Below are 25,557 nucleotides of genomic sequence, written 5' to 3' on the forward strand. Positions count from 1 at the left end.
GTTTAGCCTCTATATCGGCCTTTCTTTTATCTCGTTAGCAATACTCACTATAAAAATTAGTTAACCGAATATAACTTGCTATATTCGATATTATTACTCATGAAAATTAGGACTATAAAATGTGTACAGGTATTATTTTACATAGTGAAGATGGCGTTACTATTCCTGCTCGAACTATGGAGTTTGGTTTTAATATTCAGTCCAATATCGCTATTGTTCCTGCTGGCACACAAATATCTTCACTGTCTAGTGATGAGTTACAAACAGGCTTAGTCTATAAAGCGAAATATGGTTTTGGCGGTTTGAACGGTCTTGGGCGTAATATCATTGTTGATGGTATGAATGAAAAAGGATTGTATTTTGGTGCTTTCTACTTTGCAGGATTTGCACAATATTCTGAGTTATCACCAGAAAATCAATCGCAATCTGTATCAAGCGAAGAGCTAGGTAACTATATTCTTGCTAACTTCGCTACCGTCGATGAAGTGCGTGAGGGATTAAACAAGGTGACGGTGGTAGGAACTTTTATCAAAGAGATCCAGAACTTTGCCCCTCTGCACTATAGTGTTGTTGATGCAAACGGCGGTGCCATTGTTATTGAGTATAGCGAAAAAGGCTTAACCATCTTTGATAATGAAATTGGTGTGATGACCAACCCACCAAGCTTTGACTGGCATATGACTCATATTCGCAATTATATTGGTTTATCCACCGAGAACGTGAAACCCGTTGCGATAAATAATAACGTTACACTCACCGCACTCAGTCAAGGATCAGGCTTGATGGGGTTACCTGGCGATTACACATCACCAAGCCGCTTTTTACGTGCTGCGGCTTTCGTTAATTTATCTATCCCATCAAAAAGTGTTGATGAAGGCGTTTTCCATGCCTTCCATATCCTTAATGCGTTTGATATCCCAAAAGGCTTAGTTTCAGAAGTTAATGAACATGGTGTGTTTAATGATTACACCATTTGGACATCCGTTGCTGATACCCGAAATAAGGACTATTACTTCCGAACTTACCTTTCTCCACAGCAATGTAAGATAAATATTGTTGAAGCACTTGAAGGTTTAGATGCACCAAAAGTGATTGAAATGGAATCATCACATCACTTCCAAGATCTAACATCGTTATTTTAATCTTGAATGCATTTCGTCTCATTGAATGCACCTTAATCCAGCATCATGCTAGATAATATGGGGCTTACATTAGTAATGCCCCATTTCCATCGCCCCTTGTAAAATCGAGGCACCTTTCCGCTTTATTTCAATTTTTCTTTTAAAACCAGCCATATAAACCAACATAAAAAAACATAAGTCAGTGCAATTCAAAGCTGCATTTAGGTTATTTGACTTTTTTTCTCGTACTGTAACTGCAGTTTTTTACTTAAAGGCAAACATAATGAAAAAATATCTATTACCACTTTCTATTGGTATGGCACTTGCGGCATCAACTGCATCAGCATGTACAGGCATTGTTTTAAAGAGCCAAGATGGCGCAACCATCCCTGCTCGTACGATGGAATTTGGCTTTGATATCAAATCAGACATTGTAATGGTTCCTGCAGGTACAGAAATTCAATCATTGGGTGGAGACAAAGACAAAACAGGTCTTGTTTATAATGCAAAATATGGCTTTGGCGGTGCTAATGGTTTAGATCGTAAAATTATCGCAGATGGTATGAACGAGAAAGGTCTGTACTTTGGTGCTTTCTATTTCTCAGGTCTGGCGAAATACGAAAAACTAACAGCAGAAAACCAATCAAAAGCAGTATCAAGTGAAGAACTAGGTAACTACATTCTTGCTAATTTCCAAAACGTAGAAGAAGTAAAAGAAGGCTTAAAAAATATCGCTGTTGTCGGTACTTTTATTCCTGAAATTAACGGTTTTGCACCATTACATTACGCTGTAACCGATGCCAATGGTCATTCGATTGTTATTGAATATTCTGAAGCGGGCATGAAGATTTTCGATAATAAACTGGGGGTGGTAACTAACACGCCTTCGTACGACTGGCATGAAATGAATGTTCGTAACTACATTGGTCTATCACCATACAACACACAACCAATGACCATTAACGGCGTTAAACTGACCGCACTAAGTCAAGGTACTGGCATGATGGGGCTACCTGGCGATTACACTTCACCAAGCCGTTTTGTTCGTGCAACATCTTTTGTGAACGCATCCGAGCCAACTAAGAACGCTGATGATGCCGTATTTAATGCATTCCATATCTTAAATGCATTCGATATTCCAAAGGGTGTGATCCGTGAGAAAACAGAACATGGTGTGTTTACTGATTACACAGTATGGACTTCTGTTGCAGATACTAAAAATAAAAACTACTACTTCAAAACTTACCTAACACCTGAGCATATGAAGTTAAACATCGTTGAATCACTTAAAGGCTTAAAAGCACCTAAAGTAATCGAAATGGAATCAACACATACTTATAAAGATGTGACAGCACAATTTGCTCAAAAATAAATAACAATAACGAATAAAAAGTCGTTGGCAATAAAAAAGACCAGTCGTTATCGACTGGTCTTTCGTTTGTTCAGATTAATTAACCACCGGCTAATTTAACTGTGTGCCCTTTCTTTTCAAGATGCGCTTTAATCACATCACGCTTATCACCTTGAATTTCAATTGTGCCGTCCTTTACAGAACCACCACAGCCACACACTTTCTTCAACTCTGCCGCAATTAATTTCAGTTGTGTATCTTCAACATCTAAGCCCGTCACAATACAAACGCCCTTGCCTTTACGTCCTTTTGTTTGACGTTGAATACGTACGATACCATCACCTTTTGGACGTTCAGGTGCTGCTTTTTCTTCTTTAATTCGACCAGTTTCGGTTGAGAAAACTAAACGGCTGTTATCATTCATTATGCAATCAGTCTCATCATTTGCGGAGTTAATGTGAATAAGCCTTAAAGTTCAGGTATGAGCCTTGCTTATTCACTTTCAGCTAATATTATCAAGAAAAGAACACTAAACGGAACTGCTTATGATTCGGAACGTTATATTTGATTTTGGCGCAGTGTTATTTCAATGGAAGCCTCAACATATTGTTGAAACTTTCACTCAATCTGTTGATGAGCAGACTATTTTAATGCGTGAAGTACTGGCACACCCAGACTGGCTTGAACTTGATCGTGGCACCATGCTTATTGCTGAAGAAATCCCTAAATTTGCAGCAAGAACGAATATCTCCGTTCAACGTATGGAAGACTTCTTTAATCATATTCAATTAAGCCTAGAGAAAATTCCTGAAACTGAAGCGTTATTTTATAGATTACTCGATCAGAATTACCCACTTTATTACTTAACAAATATGTGTAGTGCTTTTTTTGAAACCCTTTATGAAAAGCATCATTTCATATCGTTCTTTGATGGTGGCGTTGTTTCAGGAAAAGAGCTGACCATGAAACCTGAGCCTGAAATATTCCATCTTTTATGCAAACGTTATGAGCTAAATCCTCATGAATGTTTATTTATTGATGATCATTACCCTAATATTGAAACCGCAAAATCTTTAGGGTTTAACACCGTACATTTTACACCTACTCAATCTTGCATTGATGAAATAGAAGAACTCCTTGCTATGTTTAGTGTAAAAACACAGTTAGTTAAATAATTTCTGACACATATTTGAACCAATGATCATGAAATAAGTCTATTATTTGAAAGAATAATAATGTTCATTCAGGAGTACGTGTGAAAAACATTCTTATCTCTGCGGTGCTATTACTTGCCTCAGGAACAACCTTTGCAGCCCCGCAATGTGATGGTAAATCGATTGTCGGCCCTGTTGAAACGATCCAAGTAAAAGATTTAGGGATTAGCTACAAAGCCCGTATAGATACAGGTGCTAATACAACATCTATCAATGCTTACGATATTAAAGTAGATGGTAAACCGGATACTGATGACAGTAAAAAGGCAATGTACGACAACCTTGGTCATATGGTGACGTTTAAAACTAAAAATGAGCTTGGTCAGGAAGTTTCACATACCGCTAAGATCATCAAGGTCAGTAAAATCCGTAATGCTCAAGGTGTAGAACGCCGTTACGCAGTCGTTATGGATTTAATTTGGAACGGTCAACATAAAGCAATTCCAGTTAACCTACGCGATCGCAGCAAGTTAGAATACAAGCTATTGATTGGCCGTAACTGGTTAGCTAATGACTACCTTGTTGACGTAACCAAAAATGATGAAGATGATTAATTGTTCTGATTTCTAAATAAAACAGCCTGCTTTATTGCAGGCTGTTTTGTTTTGAGCTGACTCTACTGCTTTTATTTATTGTGCTTTAGTTTGTTTTTCAATGACTTTATCTAGGTACTGCTTAATAGACGTTGCATTACCTTTTAGTAACTGACCTCGTAATACCAAGTACCACTCGTTAGATTTCCCCGTATCGTTACGGATAGTAAAACCACGATAGTTTTCAGAAGTGGAACCTGATTTCGTCGTTTGAGAAGAGAACTTTTGGGGCGGAATAAAAGTACTCATATCTAACCACCAATCTACGCTTTTTTTCACCTCGGTTAGTGTACCGCTGACAGGATTTCCTTTAATCGAAGATGTCCACTCATTGGTGACACCTGTTGTATTTTCGATCGTATATCCACGGTGAAAAATCCGTTTTTTCATACAGTTTATTCCTGCTCTACTACCAAATGCTCATAGTGATCGCATTGCTGATTGTCATAAATGTTCAACAACTTAATCACCTTTTTTAATTATAACTAGCAATTCCATGCTGTTAAGGCTTATTTGTACGTTTTTGCCTACCTTGTTCAATTTTATATGTTACAATTTAGTCAATGTATAAAGTTATAGTGCGTTAGGTGTGTAAATGGCAAAAAAAATTCCTGTTATTGAGTGCGACACACAAAAGAAATCGAGTATTGCAGAATTTAGTCAAGTCTCAGATAACCTTTCACTTTGGCAATCACTTACGCATAATCATTATGCAGCCAATACCTTAGTCGCGTTCAAAAACGACTGGAACCACTTCTTAGTCTTTTGTGAAAAGAATAAAGTAACGCCCTTACCGGCCTCTGCCTCAACAGTACATCGTTTTATCGAAAAAATGGCAGAAAGTCGTAAACTATCCAGCCTCAAGCGTTACGTTGTAACTATCAGTTTAATTCATAAGTGCCACGCCTTACCTAATCCATGCCAAAGCCAAGAAATCAAATTAGCGATGCATAAGCAACGACTTGATAAACATGATGATTATACTCATGCACAAGGCTTTAGAGATGGCCACTTACAAACCCTATTGGATACCTTCTCCCTTTCTACCAAACCGAAAGACGTTCGTGATATGGCAATTTGGGCTATCACTTTTGAGGCAATGTTAAAACGTTCTGAAGTCGCGGCATTGACCATTGATGATCTTGAAATTGAGCAATCAGGATTAATTAATATCACTGTTGATGGACGTATCATTGCTTTAAGTGACGTGTCATCTAAAGCAGTACAACGCTGGTTAACCCTTGGGATGATTGCACAAGGTTACCTATTTAGGCGCATAGACCGTCATAGTAATATCGGTGATAACCCACTGGATCACTCTTCTATCTATCGTGTATTTCGTCGGGCCAGCCAAGAATTAGACTTACCTACTGATGTGATTTTCTCAGGGCAATCCCCTCGTGTTGGTGCCAGCCAAGATCTCGCTGATGCTGGATTAACCGTGAGCCAAATACAGCACCAAGGTCGTTGGCGAAGCCCTGCAATGCCTGCGCAATATATTGGTCAACGTGGTAAGCGGGACAATGAATTGAAGAAATTCGCTAGAAGAACAGTGATAAATAATTTAACATCCACCAGCAAAAAAGCCCGTTAACTACTTGTTTATAAGCATGTTAACGGGCTTTATATTTTGCTAAACGTGATGATTACTTCACTGCGTTCTTGATCGCTTGTTCAATGAACTCAGCAAACTTATGACCATGATGCTCTAACATCTTAGGGAACATAGAAATTGGCGTCATACCCGGGAAGGTATTGATTTCATTTAGTAGAATTTCGTCATCTTCGCTTAGGAAGAAATCAATACGAGACAAATCTTTCAACTTCATTTGTACAAACGCTTTACGTGCGTAAGTGCGGATCGCTTCAATTTGCTCTTCCGTTAAGTTATCAGCTTCAACTTTCGTTGTTGATAGGCTATCTGAGCTGTATTTTTCTTCGTAGCTGTAGAACTTATCAGTCGGACAAGAGACTTCACCCGGCTTAGTGATCACAAGCTCGTCACCATATTGATAAGCAGCAATTTCTAGTTCACGTGGACGAATCGCTTTTTCAATAAGTACTTGATCAGAGTAACCAAATGCATTGTTTACAGCATCTGTTAACTCTTGCTCAGTGGTTACACAATAACAACCAACTGACGATCCCTGACATGCTGCTTTAACAAATACCTTGCCCCACTTTTTAAACGCTTCAAGTGCTTCTTGATGCGCTTCTTGGTTATTTTCACTTAGGAAAACGTAAGGCGTGTTAGGAATGTTCAGCGCATCAAACCATAGTTTCGTCGTGATTTTGTTAAAGCAATTTGTGCTTGCTTCAGCGCCACAACCAAGGAATGGCAGACCCGCTAATGTTAGTAAAGATTGAAGATCACCCGTTTCACCTGGGAAACCGTGAACACAAGGAATAACGTAATCAATCACAACTTCTTGATCACCGACGATCAATGTTTTATCTAGGTTTAACTCACATGGACGATTTTCAGAATCTAACCAACCGTCATTTTTCGTCATTTCTACACGAGTGTAAGTAACGCCACTGATCGCTTTTAGTTGTTCTTCGATAAAGTTCGCTGATACGAGAGAAACTTCATGCTCGGCACTACCACCGCCGCATAGTAATAAAACATGGATAGAACTCATCATCATCCCTTGTAAATACCGCTAACCCATTAAATGCGTTAACGTAAAATAAGTAATAACTTTGATATAGATAAAACCAATGCAAAATCGTCAAAGTCTGTGTGGAGAATATAGTAATCAAAAAACACTAAACTGTGCACCCTCTGCTCGCGTGATTAGTGATTTATTTTTAATTTGATTACTTACTTGCTTAGTAAATCAACGTATCTAACACAGGACTAACAATCAATTGAGATTCAAAGCTCGATTTTGTTCCATAAAAAAGCCACTTACCTAAGTAAATGGCTTCTCACTATTATATTAAAACGTAAGTTATGATTAACGAATACGCTCTAGCTTTGGAAATTGGGTTGTTTCAATATCTGCAAGATTTCGTACAAAAGCACCTGTTTGAGTGATCTTTTTCGGCATAGCTGCCAGTGCCGCTTTTGCAGCATCGTAATCGCTATAATGACCATACAACAAGGTATACACACTGCTGCCATTAATAGTTTTATCGTTTAACCATGCAGGCTGATCACTTGGTAATTGGTTTAAGTACGGCATGAATTCACTCGCATTTCGCAATGCTAATAACTGAATACTATAACCTGTAATCGATGTAGTCTTTTCACCGACAGGCGTTTCTTCTGTTGTCGTTGTTTCTCCACCTTCAACTGTTGTTTGTTCAGGTTGAGTAGCCTCAATAGTCTGTTCATCAGAAGCAGCGCTTTCATGTTTAACTGCCGTGTGGCTTTCTTGTTTTGGTTCAACAGCTTGTTCTGAATGTGTTGCAGTATTATCTATTGCTTGCTCTGTCGCTACCGCAGCAGGTGCAACTTCTGCATTATGAGCTTCTGCTGTTTGCTCTACACGATCCGGAGAAACCTGATGATCTTCACCGACGATCTCAACCATACGCTCTTGATCATTATTCACCTGATCGGGATGTGTTTGCTCTGAAGCATCAGCAACTGCTGGCTCTTGTGTCTCAGGGGCTGAATTTGGATGCTCAGTATGGGCAGCTTCAGTATTATCAACTGACGCTGCATGTTCATTCGCATTATTTAATGGCAGTTGTGTTTCACTGATCGCAACCGAATCACTGGAAAGATATAACGGCTCTGAAACAACAGATGCTTCAACTTGAGCAACCGTATCAATAGGCTTCATTTTTTGCGCATTAACTGGCTGGTTAACCTTTTCGACAGGTGCTGGATTATCAGACAGAGACATACAACCAGTAAGTGTGGCTAGCATACTGATGGCGAGGATTTTTTTCATAATTATATTCAGACCTAAGATTAAGTGAAGCAACATCATGCTCGGTATTTTGCCGTCCCTTTATTCACCAATCAACTATAACCTTTACTAAGTTCAGGCATCGTTAATATATGCTAGCGTGTTCACGATCTTTTCACTCGAGTAAAAGCCATTTTTGACTCCAATTTGTAGTTTATAGTCCTTCAAGTCAATGAAATGCCAAATCATTTAAATACTATTTCATGCTTATCACCCTACAACGTAAAATATGAACAATTTTGTTATTAATTTTGTCCCCTAGGAGTTTGTATGGCTGATCCCCATATTCAGTGCGATCTTGATATGTTAGATAAACTAACCGTGATTCTTTATCGCTCAGCATTAAGTGTTGGCGCTTTAATCATGGCGATCATTGGTTACGAAACCGTTCAAGCTACCCCGTTTCTCGTTATCGTTGCTTTATTAGCATCAACAACAGTCCATGTTTACGACAAACGCTTTCGTTGGTTAATTCAAGGTGCTGGTTTATTTGCTGCTATGTGGCTAATCGCTGGATTATGGCAACCATTAGCATTAGGTGCTGCCTTATTTGTATTTAGTGCTTTAGCGGTAAAAGAATACTTTTGCTTTCAGATAAAAGCGCTCTTACTAACACCATTAGTATTAGCTGGCTTTTGGTTTTGCTTAATCTTTAATGTACAAGCTGGCGTAATAGCTTGTGCTATGTTAGGTGCAATTTTATTAGCTTTAGCAGCATTTAATAAATGGCGTATGCCACTACATTTTGATATTGGCGATAAAACCCGTTACCAAGTGTAATGGGTTTAATATATGCACCAATAACGAAAAGAGCTAACTGATGAGTTTCAGATTAGCTCTTTTTACCTAACAATGGGCTATTTTGCTGTAAGCATCAGAACATACTCATCAATATACCTAAGCAATAATCATTAACCATTGTATTTGAAAGGTAGTTACTTAGAGATTCACTTATCTCTTCAATTAATCCATATCTAAGTAATAAGTATATAACAGTACAAAGTTAAAGCATTCACAAACAATAACATTTAATAATTTATATAATATAGTTCATAGTCCATTATTTATTAATTTAAACATCACTGTAATTTATAAATCAAAAATATAATCGAAAAATTTAATATATTTACAAATATCCCTGATATTATCACCATAAATATAAATGATATTATTTTAACTTGTTTTATTATACATAAAAAATTAAACACACCGCTCATTATATTTATACAATCAATCTTACTCTTTGTTTTTTGTTAAAAAAAAGAACAATGTAAATTTAATACCAATTTATTAGAGCTAATACTCTATTATTTATTAATATTAACTGTTTAACTATATAGGACTTCAAATTCACTAATAAAATAAACTGACCACAATGAAAAAAATTATATTATTACTTCCACTAATGTCGGCTAGCGTTACAGCAGAATCATTTGATGAACCACATCTTTTGCCTAATAAAGCAACAACTGTTCACAATAAGACAGACCTGGCAAATCTATCATTAAAGCAACCATCAAATTTTAGTGCTTTCCCTACATGGGAAAACCATAATTCGAATGAACCACTTATTTACCGCCCTCAAGATTTTACAGATTTAGGTAACAAAACAATCGTAAATTTAGTTGATTTAGCAAAAAAAGCCCCCAACACTTTTATGCTAAAAAAACAGCCATGGTCAGATAGCTATTGGCCAACGCGTTATGGTGGCATTGCTTGGCGATACACCAAATCTGATATTGATGGTAGTAATTTTAAAGCCTTTTATGATTATACTTTTAAGAAACGTCCTACCAATACTTTCCAAGGTGATGATCGCAATAATTTATCTCCTGCAGAAAAATATGATTTGCTCGTCGGTGATAAAGCGTTAACACTAACTAAACAAGCATGGGATGTTGGTATTATATTTGGTGGCCTTCAAGGGGATGGTGACCTTAGTGAATGGTTAGGGATCTGCAACGGTTGGGCAGGTGCTGCAATGCAAGTTTCACGTCCTGTGAATGCAGTAACCGTTAAAGATGCAAATGGTGAAGATCTTACTTTTTATCCATCAGATATTAAAGCATTAGCAGATCAACTTTGGGGCAATGCATTGAAACAAAATCAATATCGACAACTTGGACAACGTTGTTATCCCCTACATCCTGAACGCATCAATGGCCGAGAAACCGACCGTGGTTGCCGTGATGTAAACCCAGGCTCTTGGCATATTGTTGTTTTAAACCAAATAGGTATCTCTCATAAAAGTTTTGTACTTGATATAGATGGTGAAGGTGAAATTTGGAACCAACCCGCTGTTGGTTATTCAATTGAATATTTTAATCCTCAGACAGGTGAAAAATCAGCCAACCCATTAAAGGTAGCGATCCCTCGTTCAGAATATAAAAAAGATAAGTTTTCTCAATTCCGAGATGACAGTACCACTTCTATCGTTGGTGTTAATATGAAGTTTACATATACGGATGAGAATTTTCCAAATCACAATACACCAAATACTAAAGCAGATGATTTAACTGATGTAGCTAACTATATATATGATTTAGAGCTAGATGATCACGGTAACATCATTGGTGGTGAGTGGCACTCACAAAACCACCCTGACTTTTTATGGGTGACCAAAAAAGGTATGGTGATTCAATCTGATGTAAAAGTTCAAGGTAAATGGAATATATCAGAGCCAATCCCAACAGAATGGCAAGATAAAGCGGTAGAATCATCTAAACAATCTCAGCCACTATCATCGATAGTCTATACCTTAGTTAACGCTGCTCAAGATGTGAAACCCAAAGTACAATGGCGACCATTAGTGACGCAGGGACAATGTTTGAATGTTTATAATAATTATACATTTGATGGTGCATTAGTTTTAACTACAAAATGTGATGGCAGTGATAATCAAAAATGGACACTAACAAGTGAAGGCTTTTTACATCCTCACAATGTGCCTCAATTATGTTTTGCCACCTCAAATATTGTAAAATGCACAAATGATCCAAAACAAAAGTGGCACCTTGATAATAATAAACACCTTATCAATGCATTAGGTCAGCAAGCGACTTTCAATGGTCAAACATCTCCTGTATCAGCAACAGCCAAAGGTTCACAATGGCACTGGGGAAATTAATCCGACAACGTAAGCTATCAAGTTAAATAACTCGATAACACAAATACCCTCATCTCGCTTGTAGCTAAAACAATCAAGCGAATGAGGGTGTTTTTTTATTGGAAATAATATGGTGACAAGATTCTCAAACAATAACATTCAATAATTAAGAAAAGTTAAGTCATTTCATAATTAGTTATTGATTTGACAAACGTTATAATTTATAAATAGTAAAATACAATCGAACACAATAATATATTTACAAATAATTCTGACTTTTTGGCATAAAAAACTAATAATCTTTTTTTATTTTGTTTTATTACACCTCCTAAAATTTAACCTAACGCTCATTAAATTAATATTATCATTATTATTATCTGCTTTTTGTTTAAAAATATAACAATATGTTTTTTTAAGTATTTATTAGAGCTAATAGTCTATTTATTATTCAAATTAACTGCTTAACTATATGGGACTTAAACTTCACTAATAAAATAAACTGACAACAATGAAAAAAATAATATTATTACTTCCACTAATGTCGGCTAGTGCTACAGCAGAATCATTTGATGTACCTCATGTTTTATCAAATAAAGCATTAACTATTCGCAATCTGACAGCTCCAATGATCCTGCCATTAAAACAACCATCAAATTTTAGTGCGTTTCCTACCACGGTTAACAATGATCCTAATATTGCAGAAGTTTACCGCCCCCAAGATTTCACAGATTTAGGCAATAAAACAATCGTCAACATTACAGAGCTGACAAAAGTAGCACCTAATAGTTTTGAATTAAAAAAACAGCCTTGGTCTGATACTTATTGGCCTACAGTATACGGTGGTATTGCTTGGCGTTATCATAATAACAAAACGACTAGTGATACTACCTTTAAAGACCTTTACAATTACACATACAAAGTAAGGCCAATAAATACCTATCAAGGTGATGATCGCAACGACTTATCTCCAGCAGAAAAATATGACCTACTAGTTGGTGATAAATCATTATCACTGACTAAGTCTGCGTGGCAAGTTGGCATCAATTATGGCGGCTTAAATGGTGCGAATATTGAAAGTTGGATGGGTATCTGTAATGGTTGGGCTTCTGCAGCATCCGTTCTTCCTCGCCCTACAAATGCCGTTACAGTTAAAGATCCAAGTGGTGACGATCTCACTTTTTACCCTTCAGACATCAAAGCACTAGCTGATCAACTTTGGTCAGAAGCATTTATGTATAGCCAGTATAAGGTAATTGGTGCTCGATGTTTCAAATCAGATCCTGCAACAGACCACAATGCTAGAGTGAAGGATTCTGACTGCCGCGACGTCAACCCAGGAGTTTGGCATATCGTTGTTTTAAACCAATTAGGTCTAAGCCATCGAAGCTTTGTACTTGATGCTGACTATAGTGCCCAAGTTTGGAATCAGCCCGCTATTGGTTATTCAATTGAGTACTTTAACCCTCAGACAGGTGAGAAATCAGCAAATCCTGATAAAGTGAAAGTTGCACGTTCAGATTACACTAGAGATAGATTCTCTAGCTACCGTAGTAAAAATACGGCTTCAATTGTTGGCGTGAATATGTCGTTCAAGTACACAGATGAGAGTTGGCCTAATCATAAAACACCAGACACAAAAGCTGACGATGCAGTGACGGTTGTGAATTATACCTATGATCTCGAACTCAATGATCATGGTGATATTATCGGTGGTGAGTGGTATAGACAAACCCAACATCCTGATTTCCTTTGGACGATTAAAAAAGGTGACACTTTACAATCAGCTATCGATGGTAAAGGTAATTGGAATATAGCTGATCCTGTCCCAACTGATTGGCAAGATAAAGCGGTAGAATCATCTAAAAATGCTCAGCCACTATCATCGATTGTCTATACATTAATTAACGCAGCGGCTCAAAATACTAAACCCAAAGTACAATGGCGACCATTAGTGACACAGGGACAATGTTTGAATGTTTATAATAATTATACATTTGATGGTGCGTTAGTTTTAACTACGAAATGTGATGGCAGTGATAATCAAAAATGGACACTAACAAGTGAAGGTTTTTTACATCCTCACAATGTGCCTCAATTATGTTTTGCCGCCTCAAATATTGTGAAATGTACAAATGCTCCAGAACAAAAGTGGCACCTTGATAATAATAAGCACCTTATCAATGCATTAGGTCAGCAAGCGACTTTCAATGGCCAAACATCCCCTGTATCAGCAACTGCCAAAGGCTCACAATGGCACTGGGGCAATTAATCCGACAACGTAAACTATCAAGTTAAATAACGCGATAACACAAATACCCTCATCTCGCTTGTAGCTAAAGCAATCAGCGAATGAGGGTATTTTTATTGTGCTGAGATGATAAAACCCGTCACAGCAAGCAATTAATATATAAACGTATAGTGTATCTATCACTTTCACAGCGCATGCTTTTCATTTTATAAAATATTGTAAGGATATTTTACTTTATGAATTTTTAGCGTGTTCAGATCACAGCTCTTCTACTGTTTTCCCCCTATTTAAAGATAAAAGCTTATCCTCTATAAACAGATAATATTCAACACAGTAGGATATCAATCATGGATGGGATGAGAAGCTTACTCAAACCGAAATCAATTACCGTTATTGGTGCATCAGATAACCCATTACGTGCAGGTAATGTGGTGATCCGTAACTTATTATCAGGGCAATTTCGTGGCCCTATTATGCCCGTTACCCCTAAATATGATGCCGTAGCCGGTATTCTTGCCTATCCTGATATTGCCAGTTTACCTCGCGTTCCAGATCTTGCGGTGGTTTGCACTCGCGCAGAGCTAAATGTTGATATTGTTGAGCAGCTTGGCAAGAAAGGGGTTAAAGCTGCCATCATTCTTGCAGCAGGCATGAACAATCCTCAACTGCATACCAACCCTTTTAGTCAAAACCACCAGCCAAGCCTAGAAGAGCAAATGTTGGCAAAAGCCAAAGAATACGGCATGCGCTTGATTGGTCCTAACAGCATGGGGTTGATCCTACCTTGGCTAAACTTGAATGCTTCGTTCTCTCCTATTAGCGCAAACAAAGGTAAGATTGCTTTTATTTCCCAATCTGCGGCAGTGTGTACCACGATCTTGGATTGGGCTAAAAACAAGAGTATTGGTTTCTCAACGTTTTTATCATTAGGTGATGCCTGTGATATTAACTTTGCAGAATTACTTGATACCTTATGTCAAGACTCCAAAACCGATGCGATATTGCTTTATATCGATTCAGTTAAAGACGCCCGACGTTTTATGTCTGCTGCCCGAGCTGCAGCCCGTAATAGACGTATACTGGTATTAAAAAGTGGACGGACCCAAGCAGGCAGTTCTGCTGCACACTTACATACTGGTGGTGATATTGGCTTAGATGCTGTCTACGATGCCGCCATAAGACGTTCAGGTATGTTACGGGTAAACAATACCCATGAGTTGTTTGCTGCGGTAGAGACCTTGGCACACTCTGTACCATTACGTGGCGAACGTTTAGCAATATTAACCAATGGTGGTGGTCCTGCGATCATGGCTGTCGATGCCTTATCTGATCGTGGCGGTAAGTTAGCTAAATTAAGCCAAGAAACCATTAATCGCTTATCCGCCGTATTACCTTCTTGTTGGTCTCATGCCAACCCTATCGATATTATTGGTGATGCTGACATTCATCGTTATCAGCAAACGGTAAAAATTCTATTAGATAGCGACGACTTTGATGGTTTGCTGATCATGCACAGCCCGTCGGCCATTGCTCCCGATATTGAAACTGCCAATGCGTTAATTGAAACTTTACATCAGCATCCAAGAACCAAACGCTTTAATATTCTGACAAATTGGGCTGGCGAGAACGAAGCGAACATTGCCCGTAAAACCTTTACCGAAGCTGGTTATCCCGCTTATCGCACGCCTGAGAGTGCGATTTCAGCCTTCATGCACATGGTCGAGTACCGTCGTAACCAAAAACAATTAATGGAAACCCCCGTTTCTATTGGTTATAGCAACCACAATACTCATCAAGCTCATGAACAAATTGCTGAGTTACTTGCCAATAATATTCGTCACTTAGAAACCCATGAAGCCCGTCCAATCTTAGAATCTTACGGCTTTACTACCTTGCCGACATGGATTGCACTTGATGCCGCAGAAGCCGTACATATTGCCGAGCAAATTGGCTACCCCGTTGCGGTAAAACTTCGATCGCCCGATATTCGTCATAAGTCTGAAATTCACGGTGTTGTACTGCACCTTCGTACTGCTAACGAAGTTGAAAATGCCGTTCAAGCGATCTTTGATCGTGTTGCTATGCACTACCCAACAGCACGGATCGATGGTTTGTTAGTACAACGTATGGCTGATCGTTCTGGAGCACAAGAATTGCGGATTGATGTTCACAACGATCCTATCTTTGGTCCGGTGATCTTAATGGGTGAAGATAGCGCCCGTTGGGATATTCACCGTGACGCAGCGGTCGCTATTCCACCGCTGAATATGGCGCTGGCTCGCTATATGGTGATTAACGCCCTTAAAACCGGCAAAATCAAACAACGTAGTACATTAGAGAAAATAGATATTCCTGCGCTATGCGGCTTATTGGTTAAGATCTCACAATTGATCATTGATTGTCCTGAGAGCAAAGCGTTAAATATTCACCCGCTACTCGTTAGTGGTAGTGATCTGACTGTGCTTGATGCCTCAATGGATATCGAGCCATTCACTGGTGATAAACAAAAACGCCTTGCGATCCGTCCTTACCCTAAAGAATACGAAGAAACCTGTACCTTGAAAGACGGACAAACATTGTTATTACGTCCTATCTTGCCGGAAGATGAGCCACTTCATAAAACCTTTATGTCGAAAGTCTCGGTAGAAGATTTATATAAACGTTTCTTCTCCGATATTGGTGAGCTAAACCACGAAGCCTTAGCCAAATTCACACAAATTGATTACGACCGTGAAATGGCATTTGTTGCCGTTGCCAAAGATGCCCATATCAACCTTGAAACTAATGAAAAAGAAGACGTTGTATTAGGTGTTGCTCGTGCCCTTTCTGATCCTGAAAACCATGATGCAGAATTTGCTATTCTGGTACGTTCCGATATGAAAGGCTTGGGCTTAGGTAGCATCTTAATGAACAAGCTAGTGAACTACTGCAAACTGCGAGGATTGCAGTTTATGACGGGTATGACCATGCCTTCTAATCACGGTATGATCCACTTAGCAGAGAAAGTAGGCTTTAGTATCGACGTTCAACTAGAAGATGGCATAGTTGAAATGCTACTCCCTCTTATTGACAAAAAAGATAGCTAAGTTCTTAGGGAGTAATAACGCCGATTGAAATTATTGCTACCTTTTTAAAATGCATTCAAGACAGGAAGTCACAAAGAATATGAGTGTTATAGTCGAAATCAGTAAAGAGATTGAGCAAGACGAAGTGATCAATTTATACCGAGCCAATGAAAGCAGCCTAGATCTTTTCAACTAGAAAGAGAACCATTCTGAGGCTGCTTTTTTATCATCGTATGACTGTTATAGCTAATACAAAGCCTTGCTCCACCAGCTAAGCTAAATTCTAAACTGTCTGATAATGCTGTGCATTTGTTGCGATAATTCAGATAACACCTGCGTAGATTTCGCCGTTTCTCCGACACTCTGAGCGCTTTGCTGAGAAATGATATTAACCGATTCCATATTGCGGTTAATTTCCTCTGTTGTCGTACTTTGCTCCTCGGTAGCATTCGCATTTTGAATATTCATATCATTAATTTTAGCGATAGATTCAGTGATCACGCTAAACGCATCACCTGATTTTGTCGCATTTGACACGCTTTCTTTTACGATGCTATTGCTCTTATCCATGCTCAATACAAGTTCATTGGTACCATGCTGAACTTTTTCAATTAGCGACTGAATCTCTGTGGTTGAATCTTGAGTACGTTTTGCCAGTTCACGTACTTCATCAGCTACAACGGCAAAACCTCGACCTTGATCACCAGCACGAGCCGCTTCTATCGCTGCATTGAGTGCTAATAAATTGGTTTGTTCGGCTATAGCTCGAATGACATCTAAAATACCACCAATGTTTTCTGTTTCATGTACCAGTTCATTAAGCCTCACTGACGTTAAGTTAATCTCTTCATCAAGCTGACTGATACTTTTTACAGTATTCTGCACAATAACAATGCCTGATTGTGCTTCAGTATGTGCTTCATTGGTAAATTGCGCAGCTGTACCCACATTTTGTGCAACTTCTTGAACAGACATCGACATCTGATTCATTGCTACTGCCACTTCATCCGTTTTCTGTTGCTGCTCTGTGACACCTTGACTGGTTTGAGTAGTAATAGCAGTCAAATTATCTGAAGCACTACCAAGCTGATCATTGGCATCACTCATTTTAACGATGATACTTTTCAAGCTATCGGCAGTAGTTTGCAACGCTGTCAGCAAGACACCGACTTCATTATTACCATAACGTGGAATATGTACGGTTAAATTCCCTTGTGCTAACTCTTTTGCAGCGTCAACAGCACTACCAATAGGCTTAGTAATCGTTTGAGAAATAAAGACTCCAACAGCAAAAGCTAATATCGCCGTAATAATACCTCCACCAACGATAACCATTATCGCGAGATTTGCTGCTTCATTTGCAGAGCCTTTTCGCTGTTGCATCAATGCTTGTTCAACATTAATGATCTCAGCAACACGATAACGAAGATCATCCATGTACGCCTTACCTTGTTTCTTCTCTAACTCAAGGTAAAGATCATTCATGACCTTGTATTGAAGCCCATGCTTGATTTGTTTAATCGCAACTTCGGCGTAATCGCTGATCCATGCATTGATATTTTTATCATCAAGATCGTTAGTTTTCAGAATACGATTAACTTCTTTTTTTCCTTGATAGTAAGGTTCTAAATAATCATCCGTCTTATTAATGATGTAGCCTCGCAAGCCGGTTTCCATATTCACCATTGCCTGCAAAAGTTCATTACTTTGATAACCAAAACGACGATCTTCAGCTTCAATACGAATTTTATCCATCAGCTGTTTACCAATGCCTGATGCTAACAACTCATGAATAGCTTGCTCAGAATATTCGCCGTTTTGGATATCTTTACGTAACTGAATAATTTTATCTGCGTATGCTTGCCAAGCTTTGGCTTCAGTGGCAACAAAAGCATAGCGTTCTTGCTGTGCTGGATTATCGCTGGTTAATTCAGTGACTATATTTAAGTGTTTATCAAACTCTTTCTTACCTGAAATATAGGGTTCAAGGTATTCTTCTTGCCCACCAATGGCAAAGCCGCGTAAACCTGTTTCCTGATCAACCATCGAAGACACTAAGATATTTGAGTTATCGATAACTTTATAGGTGTGTTCAACCATCTTCGCTGTTTTATCCATTGTTACAATGGCATTCCAAACAATTGCGCATAATATGCCTAACAGCAGCACAATAAGCCCATTCCCTATAAGTAGTTTGTTTCTTATTGATATATTTTCCATATTCATTGTGATCTAGCCTTCCGTAAGTATTCGTTGTGTAACAATAAGTTCTTACTTTTAGCGCTGCATACACACTATAGAAAACCCTATTAACTCTGTGTAAATAGATAACCCATTTTGTTTTAGAAATGAGAATATATATTCATATTGAGAAAGTTATTTGTAGATAGATAGCATATTTATCTAGATATTTTGCCTTATACACTATAATTATCACGAAAAAGACATAGCACATAAAATATGTGAGGAAGTAGGATGTATAGCAGTTTACTCACAACGAAATATAAACCTCAGTTAGGTATCTATATTCTCGTACTCATGATTAGTTTTTTATTTTATTCAACAATAAGTCAGGCAGGTACAACCAAAAACATTGGTACAAACTTACCCGTTGATGATCAATACGGCTTGGTGTTAGAGCCCACACCTACGGTTAATTTTCGCTTTCTTCCATCAAATACAGCCATGCGACAGACTGAGCAATTTATTGAGCAATCACCAGTACTTGAAACCATCAAGCAATTAAGCCAAAAGCGTTTTGTATTCTCACCAGCCCTAAATATTGTCTTTGGTTCAGATGATGGTCCTTTATTTGATCCTGTAACCAATTCAATTCACATCCCCTATCAATTCGTCAATGAAAGTCGCCAACTATTTAAAAATAAAGGATTATTCAAAACTCAACGTGAAGTGAACCAAGCTACAGAGGATGCGCTGCTTCATACTTTGCTCCATGAAATTGGACATGCCTATATTGCTGATAGAGCCATTCCCATTTTAGGGAAAGAAGAAGATTCAGTTGATAACTTTGCCACAATTCTGCTACTTAACGACATTCCGCGCGGTGATGACATTGCTATTAACTCTGCAGATTTGTTCGCACTAGAAGATTTAGATACTGACAGTTTTGATGATGCTGATTTTGTCAGCGAACACAGTTTAGACTTACAACGCTACTACAATATTTTATGTTTAGTGTATGGAAGTAATCCAAATCGTTATCAGCGCATTTTTGATGAGTTGCCAGCATCAGAAAGGAAACAACAAAAGTTACGTTGTCCCGAATATTTTACGGTGATCAATCAAGGCTGGTTACATTATTTAGCTGAGTAGTCTGCGGTAATCTCCTGCACCCAAGCGAAATAAGTGACATTGTCACAATACAGGGTTATTTGTAAGGATTATTCATAAATAACCTAAATATGACAAAGCAAAAAATCATCACCTTTATTATAAGTAATTAATATATTTATTATTGTCATGTTAATATTAGTGATAAATTTTATTGTTTTTTGGGGAAAGATTAAGTTCTATGTCAGATAAAAAAGAACAACAAAGTATTGATATAGAACCAAAGTCATCAAACACTGATGAACAGCTTGCAGTAGTACCACAAAACAAGCGTTTTCGACGTTTCCTGTTCTGGTCCATTTTAATATTTGTTGTTACTCCGCCTGTTATCCTCTCAAGCTGGTTGTATACCAAAGATATCCGTTTAAACCATGTCTCTGGTTTGAAATTCAATAACGGCATCACAGCAAAGAATATCTCTGTCAGTATTGAAAATACCACGATTGAACTAGAAGATCTTTCATTACACCGTAACTTAAATAAAGACACGGGTGATGTTTCTTATCATGTGTTTGCGGTGAAATCTTCAATAAAACTGCCAAAAGCTGCGACTAAAGCGTTAGCTGATCAAAATATCAAACTTAACTATATCCACCTTTACGATGCTGACATCAAGTTTACCCACTTTTCAGCACCGTTTCGCTTCACCGCACATGCGCGAAAAGTGACATCCTCGGCTCTGCATACTAACAGTGTGACAGGTTGGCCTAATGCGGTTCAAATTCTTGAAGATGTGGACGTTGCTTTTAATAGCGATCCTCATATTGCGCTAACCGGCAATGTATCACATGGTGTAATGACACTATTTTTCCCTGACTACAACCCTTCACCTCACTATCGTTTGCATTTCAACGATGGTGATTTTTCGATTAGTTGGCAAGGTGACAGTACGCCATTAAAGGTCAACGTAGGGGCTATGTATCCTGAGTGGAAAACCTTATATTCCATCTTGGAACAACAAGAATTAACCCAGTTAGGCTTTTCAATCGATTTCAAAAAGCCGACCGAATCTATGGTATTAACGGCTGACAAAATCCACCTTGAAGAGCCAATGTTTTTACCTAAATTTGTTGAACGTGCTGATATCAATAACAAGGGATACCACCTAGGCCAAACCATTGCTAATTTGGCTCAGTTACCCATGCACAAATTTAGAGTTAAGTCATTTACTTATGGTGATCTAATTTTAGATTCGCGCGTACTACTTGAAACACCGTTATCAGACAATAAGCCTGCAACAAAAAAGAAGAAAAAAAAGAAGAAGAAAATTCTTACACAGCAAGATCTTGATAGGAAAGAAGCAGAGCTTAAAGCGAAGCAGCAAGCGAAAGAACTTAATATTGCAGAAGAAACCCATACCAAAGCCAAGTTTATTGTGCGTGGTAAAGCCCTTGCACCGAATCCTTATAACTTAGATGTAACGGTTCGTCATTTAACGAAAACTGATGCCCGAGTCCATACCAGCTTGGTGCGTGGTGATGGGAATCGCCTCGATTGTGATACGGTCATTCTCTTTGATCAACCTCTACCTAAGTACATGAACTGTAATGCCAAGTTTAAGGGGACTAAAGAATTTACCGATCGCCTTGGTCTTAAAGGTTTGCCTGACGCCAAAATCAATGGCCCTTTACGTTTTGTTGCAGTGCAAACCGAAGCACCGGTTGATGCTCCGAAAGATAAACGTATGCTGGTGGATAATAAACTAGCCACTGCATACTACGATGTGGGTTTTGAATTACCTGAATCTTTTGCTATTTCTCTTAATAAATATGCAATACCAGCAGGTCTTTTTAAAAAGAAAGCTGAGAAAACATCTAATCAATTAAAAGAAAAACAGCTTGCCGATGTACAGATGATCACTGATGGAAGAATTGATTTTAATGTCAATTTCTACGATAAGCTTTTACGTGTGATTTTAAAGGACAAAAAAGAAAAAATTAGCTTGGTAAATAAGCGTACCCAGTCATCTATAAACTTTGATTTCAATGTCTTGAACTGCTTATATCCTAATCTGCAATGTCACATCAATGCTGAAGTAGAAGCACAGGCAAAGACCATTTACCCAATGCCTGAAAGCCAAATTAACGACTTCGCATTCAAAACACATATGGTTGCAACATGGGGTAATCACACATTGATAGCCCAAATGACCAACAATAATATCGCCATGGATAAAGTGAATGTTAAAGGGATCCCCGGACTACAAAAAAGCCTAAGTAAAGATATTCACTTCCATCTGGACTCTTTAGTCGGAATTTACAGTCAAGACAGGTTTAAAACTGTAGGTAACTTTATACTTTACCAACCCGCAGACACCAAAGCTTCTTTAACATCCGAGTTCATTGTTAACCGTAATGAAGATTTTGATAATAATACTCATGATTCATTAAGTCGCTATCGTGCAGATTTAGGTATTAAAGTGAATAACTTTTACTTAAGCCAAGAGTTCAAATTGATCAAACCACTGCCTCCTGTTAAAGCAAAGCCAGCGGTTGTTAAAGAAAAAGCAAAGACAGATAGCATCGATACACGACTTATTAAAAAGTTGGCCGAGCTAATGGGTTTATCACACCTAAAAGATTTATCACCACAAATCGATTTTACCGCACCTTATAAAGTAGGTGCCGATATTGCAGCGATCCAAGCAAAGATCCGTGCTGAACATCAAGCTTTATATGAGTCAGTAACAGTGAAGCCGTTACAATTTAAATCTGATTACGATATTACTTTTAGTGCGCAACGTAATACACAAAAACTGGGTAAGATCTACAGCCAAGGTCACGCACAACTAGACGGTTCAGAGTTAAATATTAATAGTAAGTTTAAAAACAGTAATCATGCTTTGTTTGCTGATGTGAGTTTGCTGTCTAATTTCGATACAGGTATGTCTAACATTAAATTAAAACGCCATACTTTTACCTTTACACCAGAGCAAGATCTGAAAAGCTTTTATATTCCAGCACTACCCATTAATCTGAACATTACTCAAGGTCAACTAACAACAAGTGCTGATATAACAGTTAATAAAGATAAGCAGGTATCTGGTTTTATTGATCTTGCCACTCATCGCATCACTGGCGAATATGAGGCGTTCCGATTTGGTAACGTACATAGTCATCTCCACCTTGCGTTATCATCGACTGACGTTAAAACGCAATCGCCGTTAGAGATCTCAGCAGATTATCTTGATATAGGTGTACCTATGTCTAACCCTCGCCTATTGGCTGAATTTGATACCAGCAAAGATTACTACCACATTGCCCATGGCACGACTGAACTGTATGGCGGTAATATTAGCATCGAGCCAATTACAATCACTAGCCTAAGTAATATTAAACAAGTACCTGTTACCGTCTCTGGGGTTGATCTCGCTCGTGTCATCGCTGAAGCCGATCAAGATAATATTGAATTAACAGGTCGTATCGATGGCGTTATTCCAATCGCGTTAGAAGACGGTAGTATCGTGATACGTAACGCAAAACTACAAACCCAAAAACCTGGTGGTGTTCTACGCTATATCCAAGGTTCAACTATCGATAAAAAAGTTAAAGAAGCAGGTACTTATAGTCCACTAAATATTGTGGAAGTATTAGATAATTATCATTACAACTCCATTGCGTTTGCTTTTGATTATGCTAAAAGCGGCGATTTATCGTTAAAAACACGTATCGAAGGTAAAAATCCAGATTTCCAAGATGGACGTCCTATTAACGTCAATCTTAAACTTAATGATAATATCCCTAAGTTATTACGTTCAAAGGAACTCATTGACTCATCACCTCTTGTTGCTCAAATAAAACAACAACTTGGCGTTCAATAATAAGAAGATTAAAAATCGTATGACAACTAATACAAAACTTTGCCAATTTTTTCCGACGTTTCATTTCCGCAATCTTCCGAGTGCTTTTGCACTCATTATCGGAACTGTACTAATGGTTGGCTGTACACCGAAAGTTGAAGTCGCACTTTCTGAAAAGCCGATTGAAATTAACTTAAATATCAATATTAAGCATGAAATCAATGTTAAAGCTGATCACGAAATTAATGAATTATTCAAGGACAAAAATGTTTTCTAATTTCCGCTCAACCAAAGTGAAAGCAGTACTATTCATTGGCATGTTATGCTCAGCTAACACTGCAATGGCGCTCACCTTACAGCAAGCAAAGCAACAAGGTTTGATCGGTGAGGCCAATAATGGCTACGTGGCAAGTGTTCAATCTCAGCCAACAGCAAAAGTAAAGCAACTGGTCGATGATACCAATCAAAAAAGAAAGCTAGGCTACCAACAAATTAGCCAACAAAATAACATAAGCATTGAAGAAGTAACGGCATTGGGACGTGCTAAAGCCAAACAAAAGACCTTACCTGGGTATTATTTTCAAACAAAAGCGGGTGAATGGATTAAAAAATAAACCCACAAAAATGTTAAGTTTTTCTTAACCCCACGCTCAATCAATTTAACTCTTACAGATTCAGTGGTAAGCGTATAATTTTTAAATATATAACTCTATTATTATCGCTATCACATGACCATTATCGACAATTTCAAACGCCTTCGACCGACAGACGCTGTGTTTATTTGCACAGCGCTATTGTGTCTTGCCCCATTTATTAGCTCACCTATCGCTTTAATTTTAGGCTTTCTCTTAGCCAGTTTCGGATTTGTTCCAACGCAATTTAATATCGCCGCCCTCACCAAAAAACTTTTGTCATATTCCATTATTGGTTTAGGTTTCGGTATTCACTTAAATGAGGCAATTGAAGCAAGTAAAGCTGGTTTAGGACTGATCATTTGTTCTATCTTCTTCACTTTACTACTAGGTTGGATTGCAACACACTTTTTAAGTCTGGATAAAAAAACCGGTCACCTTATTGCGTCGGGTACGGCTATTTGTGGTGGCAGTGCTATTGCAGCAGTATCCCCAGCGATCAATGCCCGTGATGATCAAACCTCTTTGGCATTAGCAACGGTATTTGTATTAAATGCAGTCGCTCTGTTTATCTTCCCAGCTATTGGTCATTTACTCGATATGAGCCAACACACTTTTGGTACATGGGCGGCTATTGCGATTCATGATACTTCTTCCGTTGTTGGTGCTGCAGGTTCATACGGTGATGAAGCTTTAAAAACAGCAACAACACTTAAACTTGCTCGCGCATTGTGGATCATCCCAGTAGCCTTTATCAGCGCACTACTGTTTAAAGGCAATAGCAAGAAAATTGCCGTTCCTTATTTTATCGTACTGTACTGTGTAGCGATTTTAGTCGCCCACTTCTTACCGCATTTCCAACCTGTGTACGATATGATCTTCACGGCATCTAAGCGTTTATTGGTGGTGTGTTTATTCTTAATTGGTTCAGGTATTACCGTTAATAAATTGCGCAATGCAGGGCCGAAACCTATGCTATTAGGCGTATTACTGTGGCTGGCAATCGGTAGTGCTTCTTTGATTTATATCGAAATGTTTATTCCTTAAATCAGCACAACAGCTTTAAACAGACACGTAAAAACAACAAAGCCAGATCATTGATCTGGCTTTTTGTATTTATTTTCAAATACGCAGTAATAAAGAAAAAAGCGACC

Annotated in this window: 19 protein-coding genes; 14 read left to right on the forward strand and 5 right to left on the reverse strand. The window is 38.2% G+C overall.

What is annotated here, in order from left to right:
* Nucleotides 1-119: 119 nt before the first annotated feature.
* Nucleotides 120-1,142, forward strand: coding sequence for a linear amide C-N hydrolase (locus Q7657_RS04700; protein ID WP_107165806.1), 1,023 nt, complete (start codon nt 120-122; stop codon nt 1,140-1,142).
* Between the two features lie 262 nt (nt 1,143-1,404).
* Nucleotides 1,405-2,493 carry a choloylglycine hydrolase family protein gene (locus Q7657_RS04705; RefSeq protein ID WP_107165807.1) on the forward strand — a complete coding sequence of 363 codons (1,089 nt, stop codon included), beginning with the start codon at nt 1,405-1,407 and terminating at the stop codon, nt 2,491-2,493.
* Nucleotides 2,494-2,572: 79 nt separating this feature from the next.
* On the opposite strand, the gene yciH is transcribed toward Q7657_RS04705, so the two are convergent.
* Nucleotides 2,573-2,896, reverse strand: coding sequence for a stress response translation initiation inhibitor YciH (yciH, locus tag Q7657_RS04710; protein WP_107165808.1), 324 nt, complete (start codon nt 2,894-2,896; stop codon nt 2,573-2,575).
* Between the two features lie 121 nt (nt 2,897-3,017).
* On the opposite strand from yciH, the gene Q7657_RS04715 reads away from it, so the two are divergent.
* Both Q7657_RS04715 and Q7657_RS04720 read left to right on the forward strand, forming a co-directional pair.
* A complete protein-coding gene (locus tag Q7657_RS04715) occupies nt 3,018-3,647 on the forward strand; it encodes an HAD family hydrolase (protein ID WP_107165809.1) in 630 nt (209 codons plus the stop codon).
* A gap of 80 nt (nt 3,648-3,727) precedes the next feature.
* Nucleotides 3,728-4,240 carry an ATP-dependent zinc protease family protein gene (locus Q7657_RS04720; RefSeq protein WP_107165927.1) on the forward strand — a complete coding sequence of 171 codons (513 nt, stop codon included), beginning with the start codon at nt 3,728-3,730 and terminating at the stop codon, nt 4,238-4,240.
* Nucleotides 4,241-4,315: 75 nt separating this feature from the next.
* Here the strand turns inward: Q7657_RS04720 and Q7657_RS04725 are convergent, their stop codons facing one another.
* Nucleotides 4,316-4,669, reverse strand: coding sequence for a DUF3319 domain-containing protein (locus Q7657_RS04725; protein ID WP_053989098.1), 354 nt, complete (start codon nt 4,667-4,669; stop codon nt 4,316-4,318).
* Nucleotides 4,670-4,874: 205 nt separating this feature from the next.
* Here Q7657_RS04725 and Q7657_RS04730 point away from each other — a divergent pair, with 205 nt between their 5' ends.
* On the forward strand, nt 4,875-5,873 hold the full coding sequence (locus Q7657_RS04730) for a tyrosine-type recombinase/integrase (protein ID WP_107165810.1): 999 nt from the start codon (nt 4,875-4,877) through the stop codon (nt 5,871-5,873).
* A 52-nt stretch (nt 5,874-5,925) separates the two neighbouring features.
* Here Q7657_RS04730 and Q7657_RS04735 read toward each other — a convergent pair whose 3' ends face one another.
* Together Q7657_RS04735 and Q7657_RS04740 are read right to left on the reverse strand one after the other, a co-directional pair.
* A complete protein-coding gene (locus tag Q7657_RS04735) occupies nt 5,926-6,921 on the reverse strand; it encodes a D-alanine--D-alanine ligase (protein ID WP_107165811.1) in 996 nt (331 codons plus the stop codon).
* A 318-nt stretch (nt 6,922-7,239) separates the two neighbouring features.
* Entirely contained in the window at nt 7,240-8,184 is a 945-nt protein-coding gene (locus Q7657_RS04740) for an SPOR domain-containing protein (protein WP_107165928.1), read from the reverse strand.
* A 288-nt stretch (nt 8,185-8,472) separates the two neighbouring features.
* Between Q7657_RS04740 and Q7657_RS04745 the strand changes: the two genes are divergently transcribed.
* From Q7657_RS04745 to Q7657_RS04760, 4 genes are all read left to right on the forward strand, one after another.
* Nucleotides 8,473-8,982 (forward strand): hypothetical protein, encoded by a 510-nt coding sequence (locus tag Q7657_RS04745; protein WP_107165812.1) that lies wholly within the window; start codon nt 8,473-8,475, stop codon nt 8,980-8,982.
* A 595-nt stretch (nt 8,983-9,577) separates the two neighbouring features.
* The gene (locus Q7657_RS04750; RefSeq protein ID WP_107165813.1) at nt 9,578-11,329 is read left to right on the forward strand and encodes a ricin-type beta-trefoil lectin domain protein; all 1,752 of its coding nucleotides are present in this window, start codon (nt 9,578-9,580) and stop codon (nt 11,327-11,329) included.
* 487 nt (nt 11,330-11,816) lie between these two features.
* Complete coding sequence (locus Q7657_RS04755; RefSeq protein ID WP_107165814.1) at nt 11,817-13,577, forward strand: ricin-type beta-trefoil lectin domain protein; 1,761 nt, start codon at nt 11,817-11,819, stop codon at nt 13,575-13,577.
* Nucleotides 13,578-13,903: 326 nt separating this feature from the next.
* Nucleotides 13,904-16,642, forward strand: a complete 2,739-nt coding sequence (locus Q7657_RS04760) for a bifunctional acetate--CoA ligase family protein/GNAT family N-acetyltransferase (RefSeq protein ID WP_107165815.1) — start codon at nt 13,904-13,906, stop codon at nt 16,640-16,642.
* Nucleotides 16,643-16,897: 255 nt separating this feature from the next.
* Here Q7657_RS04760 and Q7657_RS04765 read toward each other — a convergent pair whose 3' ends face one another.
* Entirely contained in the window at nt 16,898-18,790 is a 1,893-nt protein-coding gene (locus Q7657_RS04765; protein ID WP_498826245.1) for a CHASE3 domain-containing protein, read from the reverse strand.
* Nucleotides 18,791-19,096: 306 nt separating this feature from the next.
* Here Q7657_RS04765 and Q7657_RS04770 point away from each other — a divergent pair, with 306 nt between their 5' ends.
* The 5 genes from Q7657_RS04770 (at nt 19,097) to Q7657_RS04790 (ending at nt 25,450) form a co-directional block, all read left to right on the forward strand.
* On the forward strand, nt 19,097-19,954 hold the full coding sequence (locus Q7657_RS04770) for a DUF4344 domain-containing metallopeptidase (protein WP_107165817.1): 858 nt from the start codon (nt 19,097-19,099) through the stop codon (nt 19,952-19,954).
* A 199-nt stretch (nt 19,955-20,153) separates the two neighbouring features.
* Nucleotides 20,154-23,792, forward strand: a complete 3,639-nt coding sequence (locus tag Q7657_RS04775) for an intermembrane phospholipid transport protein YdbH family protein (protein WP_107165818.1) — start codon at nt 20,154-20,156, stop codon at nt 23,790-23,792.
* 19 nt (nt 23,793-23,811) lie between these two features.
* Nucleotides 23,812-24,048, forward strand: coding sequence for a YnbE family lipoprotein (locus Q7657_RS04780; RefSeq protein ID WP_107165819.1), 237 nt, complete (start codon nt 23,812-23,814; stop codon nt 24,046-24,048).
* Nucleotides 24,038-24,385 carry a YdbL family probable chaperone protein gene (locus Q7657_RS04785; protein ID WP_107165820.1) on the forward strand — a complete coding sequence of 116 codons (348 nt, stop codon included), beginning with the start codon at nt 24,038-24,040 and terminating at the stop codon, nt 24,383-24,385. The genes Q7657_RS04780 and Q7657_RS04785 overlap by 11 nt, the downstream gene beginning before the upstream one ends.
* A 114-nt stretch (nt 24,386-24,499) precedes the next feature.
* Nucleotides 24,500-25,450, forward strand: a complete 951-nt coding sequence (locus Q7657_RS04790; protein ID WP_107165821.1) for a YeiH family protein — start codon at nt 24,500-24,502, stop codon at nt 25,448-25,450.
* Nucleotides 25,451-25,557 lie beyond the last annotated feature (107 nt).

The sequence above is a fragment of the Candidatus Photobacterium acropomis genome (assembly GCF_030685555.1).
Lineage (GTDB): Bacteria > Pseudomonadota > Gammaproteobacteria > Enterobacterales > Vibrionaceae > Photobacterium > Photobacterium lucens.

Excerpts from the sequence above, each read along its gene's own strand:
- Q7657_RS04700 (WP_107165806.1), top strand. The coding sequence starts at position 120 with ATGTGTACAGGTATTATTTTACATAGTGAAGATGGCGTTACTATTCCT.
- Q7657_RS04705 (WP_107165807.1), top strand. The coding sequence starts at position 1,405 with ATGAAAAAATATCTATTACCACTTTCTATTGGTATGGCACTTGCGGCA.
- yciH (WP_107165808.1), bottom strand. The coding sequence starts at position 2,896 with ATGAATGATAACAGCCGTTTAGTTTTCTCAACCGAAACTGGTCGAATT.
- Q7657_RS04715 (WP_107165809.1), top strand. The coding sequence starts at position 3,018 with ATGATTCGGAACGTTATATTTGATTTTGGCGCAGTGTTATTTCAATGG.
- Q7657_RS04725 (WP_053989098.1), bottom strand. The coding sequence starts at position 4,669 with ATGAAAAAACGGATTTTTCACCGTGGATATACGATCGAAAATACAACA.
- Q7657_RS04730 (WP_107165810.1), top strand. The coding sequence starts at position 4,875 with ATGGCAAAAAAAATTCCTGTTATTGAGTGCGACACACAAAAGAAATCG.
- Q7657_RS04735 (WP_107165811.1), bottom strand. The coding sequence starts at position 6,921 with ATGAGTTCTATCCATGTTTTATTACTATGCGGCGGTGGTAGTGCCGAG.
- Q7657_RS04740 (WP_107165928.1), bottom strand. The coding sequence starts at position 8,184 with ATGAAAAAAATCCTCGCCATCAGTATGCTAGCCACACTTACTGGTTGT.
- Q7657_RS04745 (WP_107165812.1), top strand. The coding sequence starts at position 8,473 with ATGGCTGATCCCCATATTCAGTGCGATCTTGATATGTTAGATAAACTA.
- Q7657_RS04750 (WP_107165813.1), top strand. The coding sequence starts at position 9,578 with ATGAAAAAAATTATATTATTACTTCCACTAATGTCGGCTAGCGTTACA.
- Q7657_RS04755 (WP_107165814.1), top strand. The coding sequence starts at position 11,817 with ATGAAAAAAATAATATTATTACTTCCACTAATGTCGGCTAGTGCTACA.
- Q7657_RS04760 (WP_107165815.1), top strand. The coding sequence starts at position 13,904 with ATGGATGGGATGAGAAGCTTACTCAAACCGAAATCAATTACCGTTATT.
- Q7657_RS04770 (WP_107165817.1), top strand. The coding sequence starts at position 19,097 with ATGTATAGCAGTTTACTCACAACGAAATATAAACCTCAGTTAGGTATC.
- Q7657_RS04775 (WP_107165818.1), top strand. The coding sequence starts at position 20,154 with ATGTCAGATAAAAAAGAACAACAAAGTATTGATATAGAACCAAAGTCA.
- Q7657_RS04780 (WP_107165819.1), top strand. The coding sequence starts at position 23,812 with ATGACAACTAATACAAAACTTTGCCAATTTTTTCCGACGTTTCATTTC.
- Q7657_RS04785 (WP_107165820.1), top strand. The coding sequence starts at position 24,038 with ATGTTTTCTAATTTCCGCTCAACCAAAGTGAAAGCAGTACTATTCATT.
- Q7657_RS04790 (WP_107165821.1), top strand. The coding sequence starts at position 24,500 with ATGACCATTATCGACAATTTCAAACGCCTTCGACCGACAGACGCTGTG.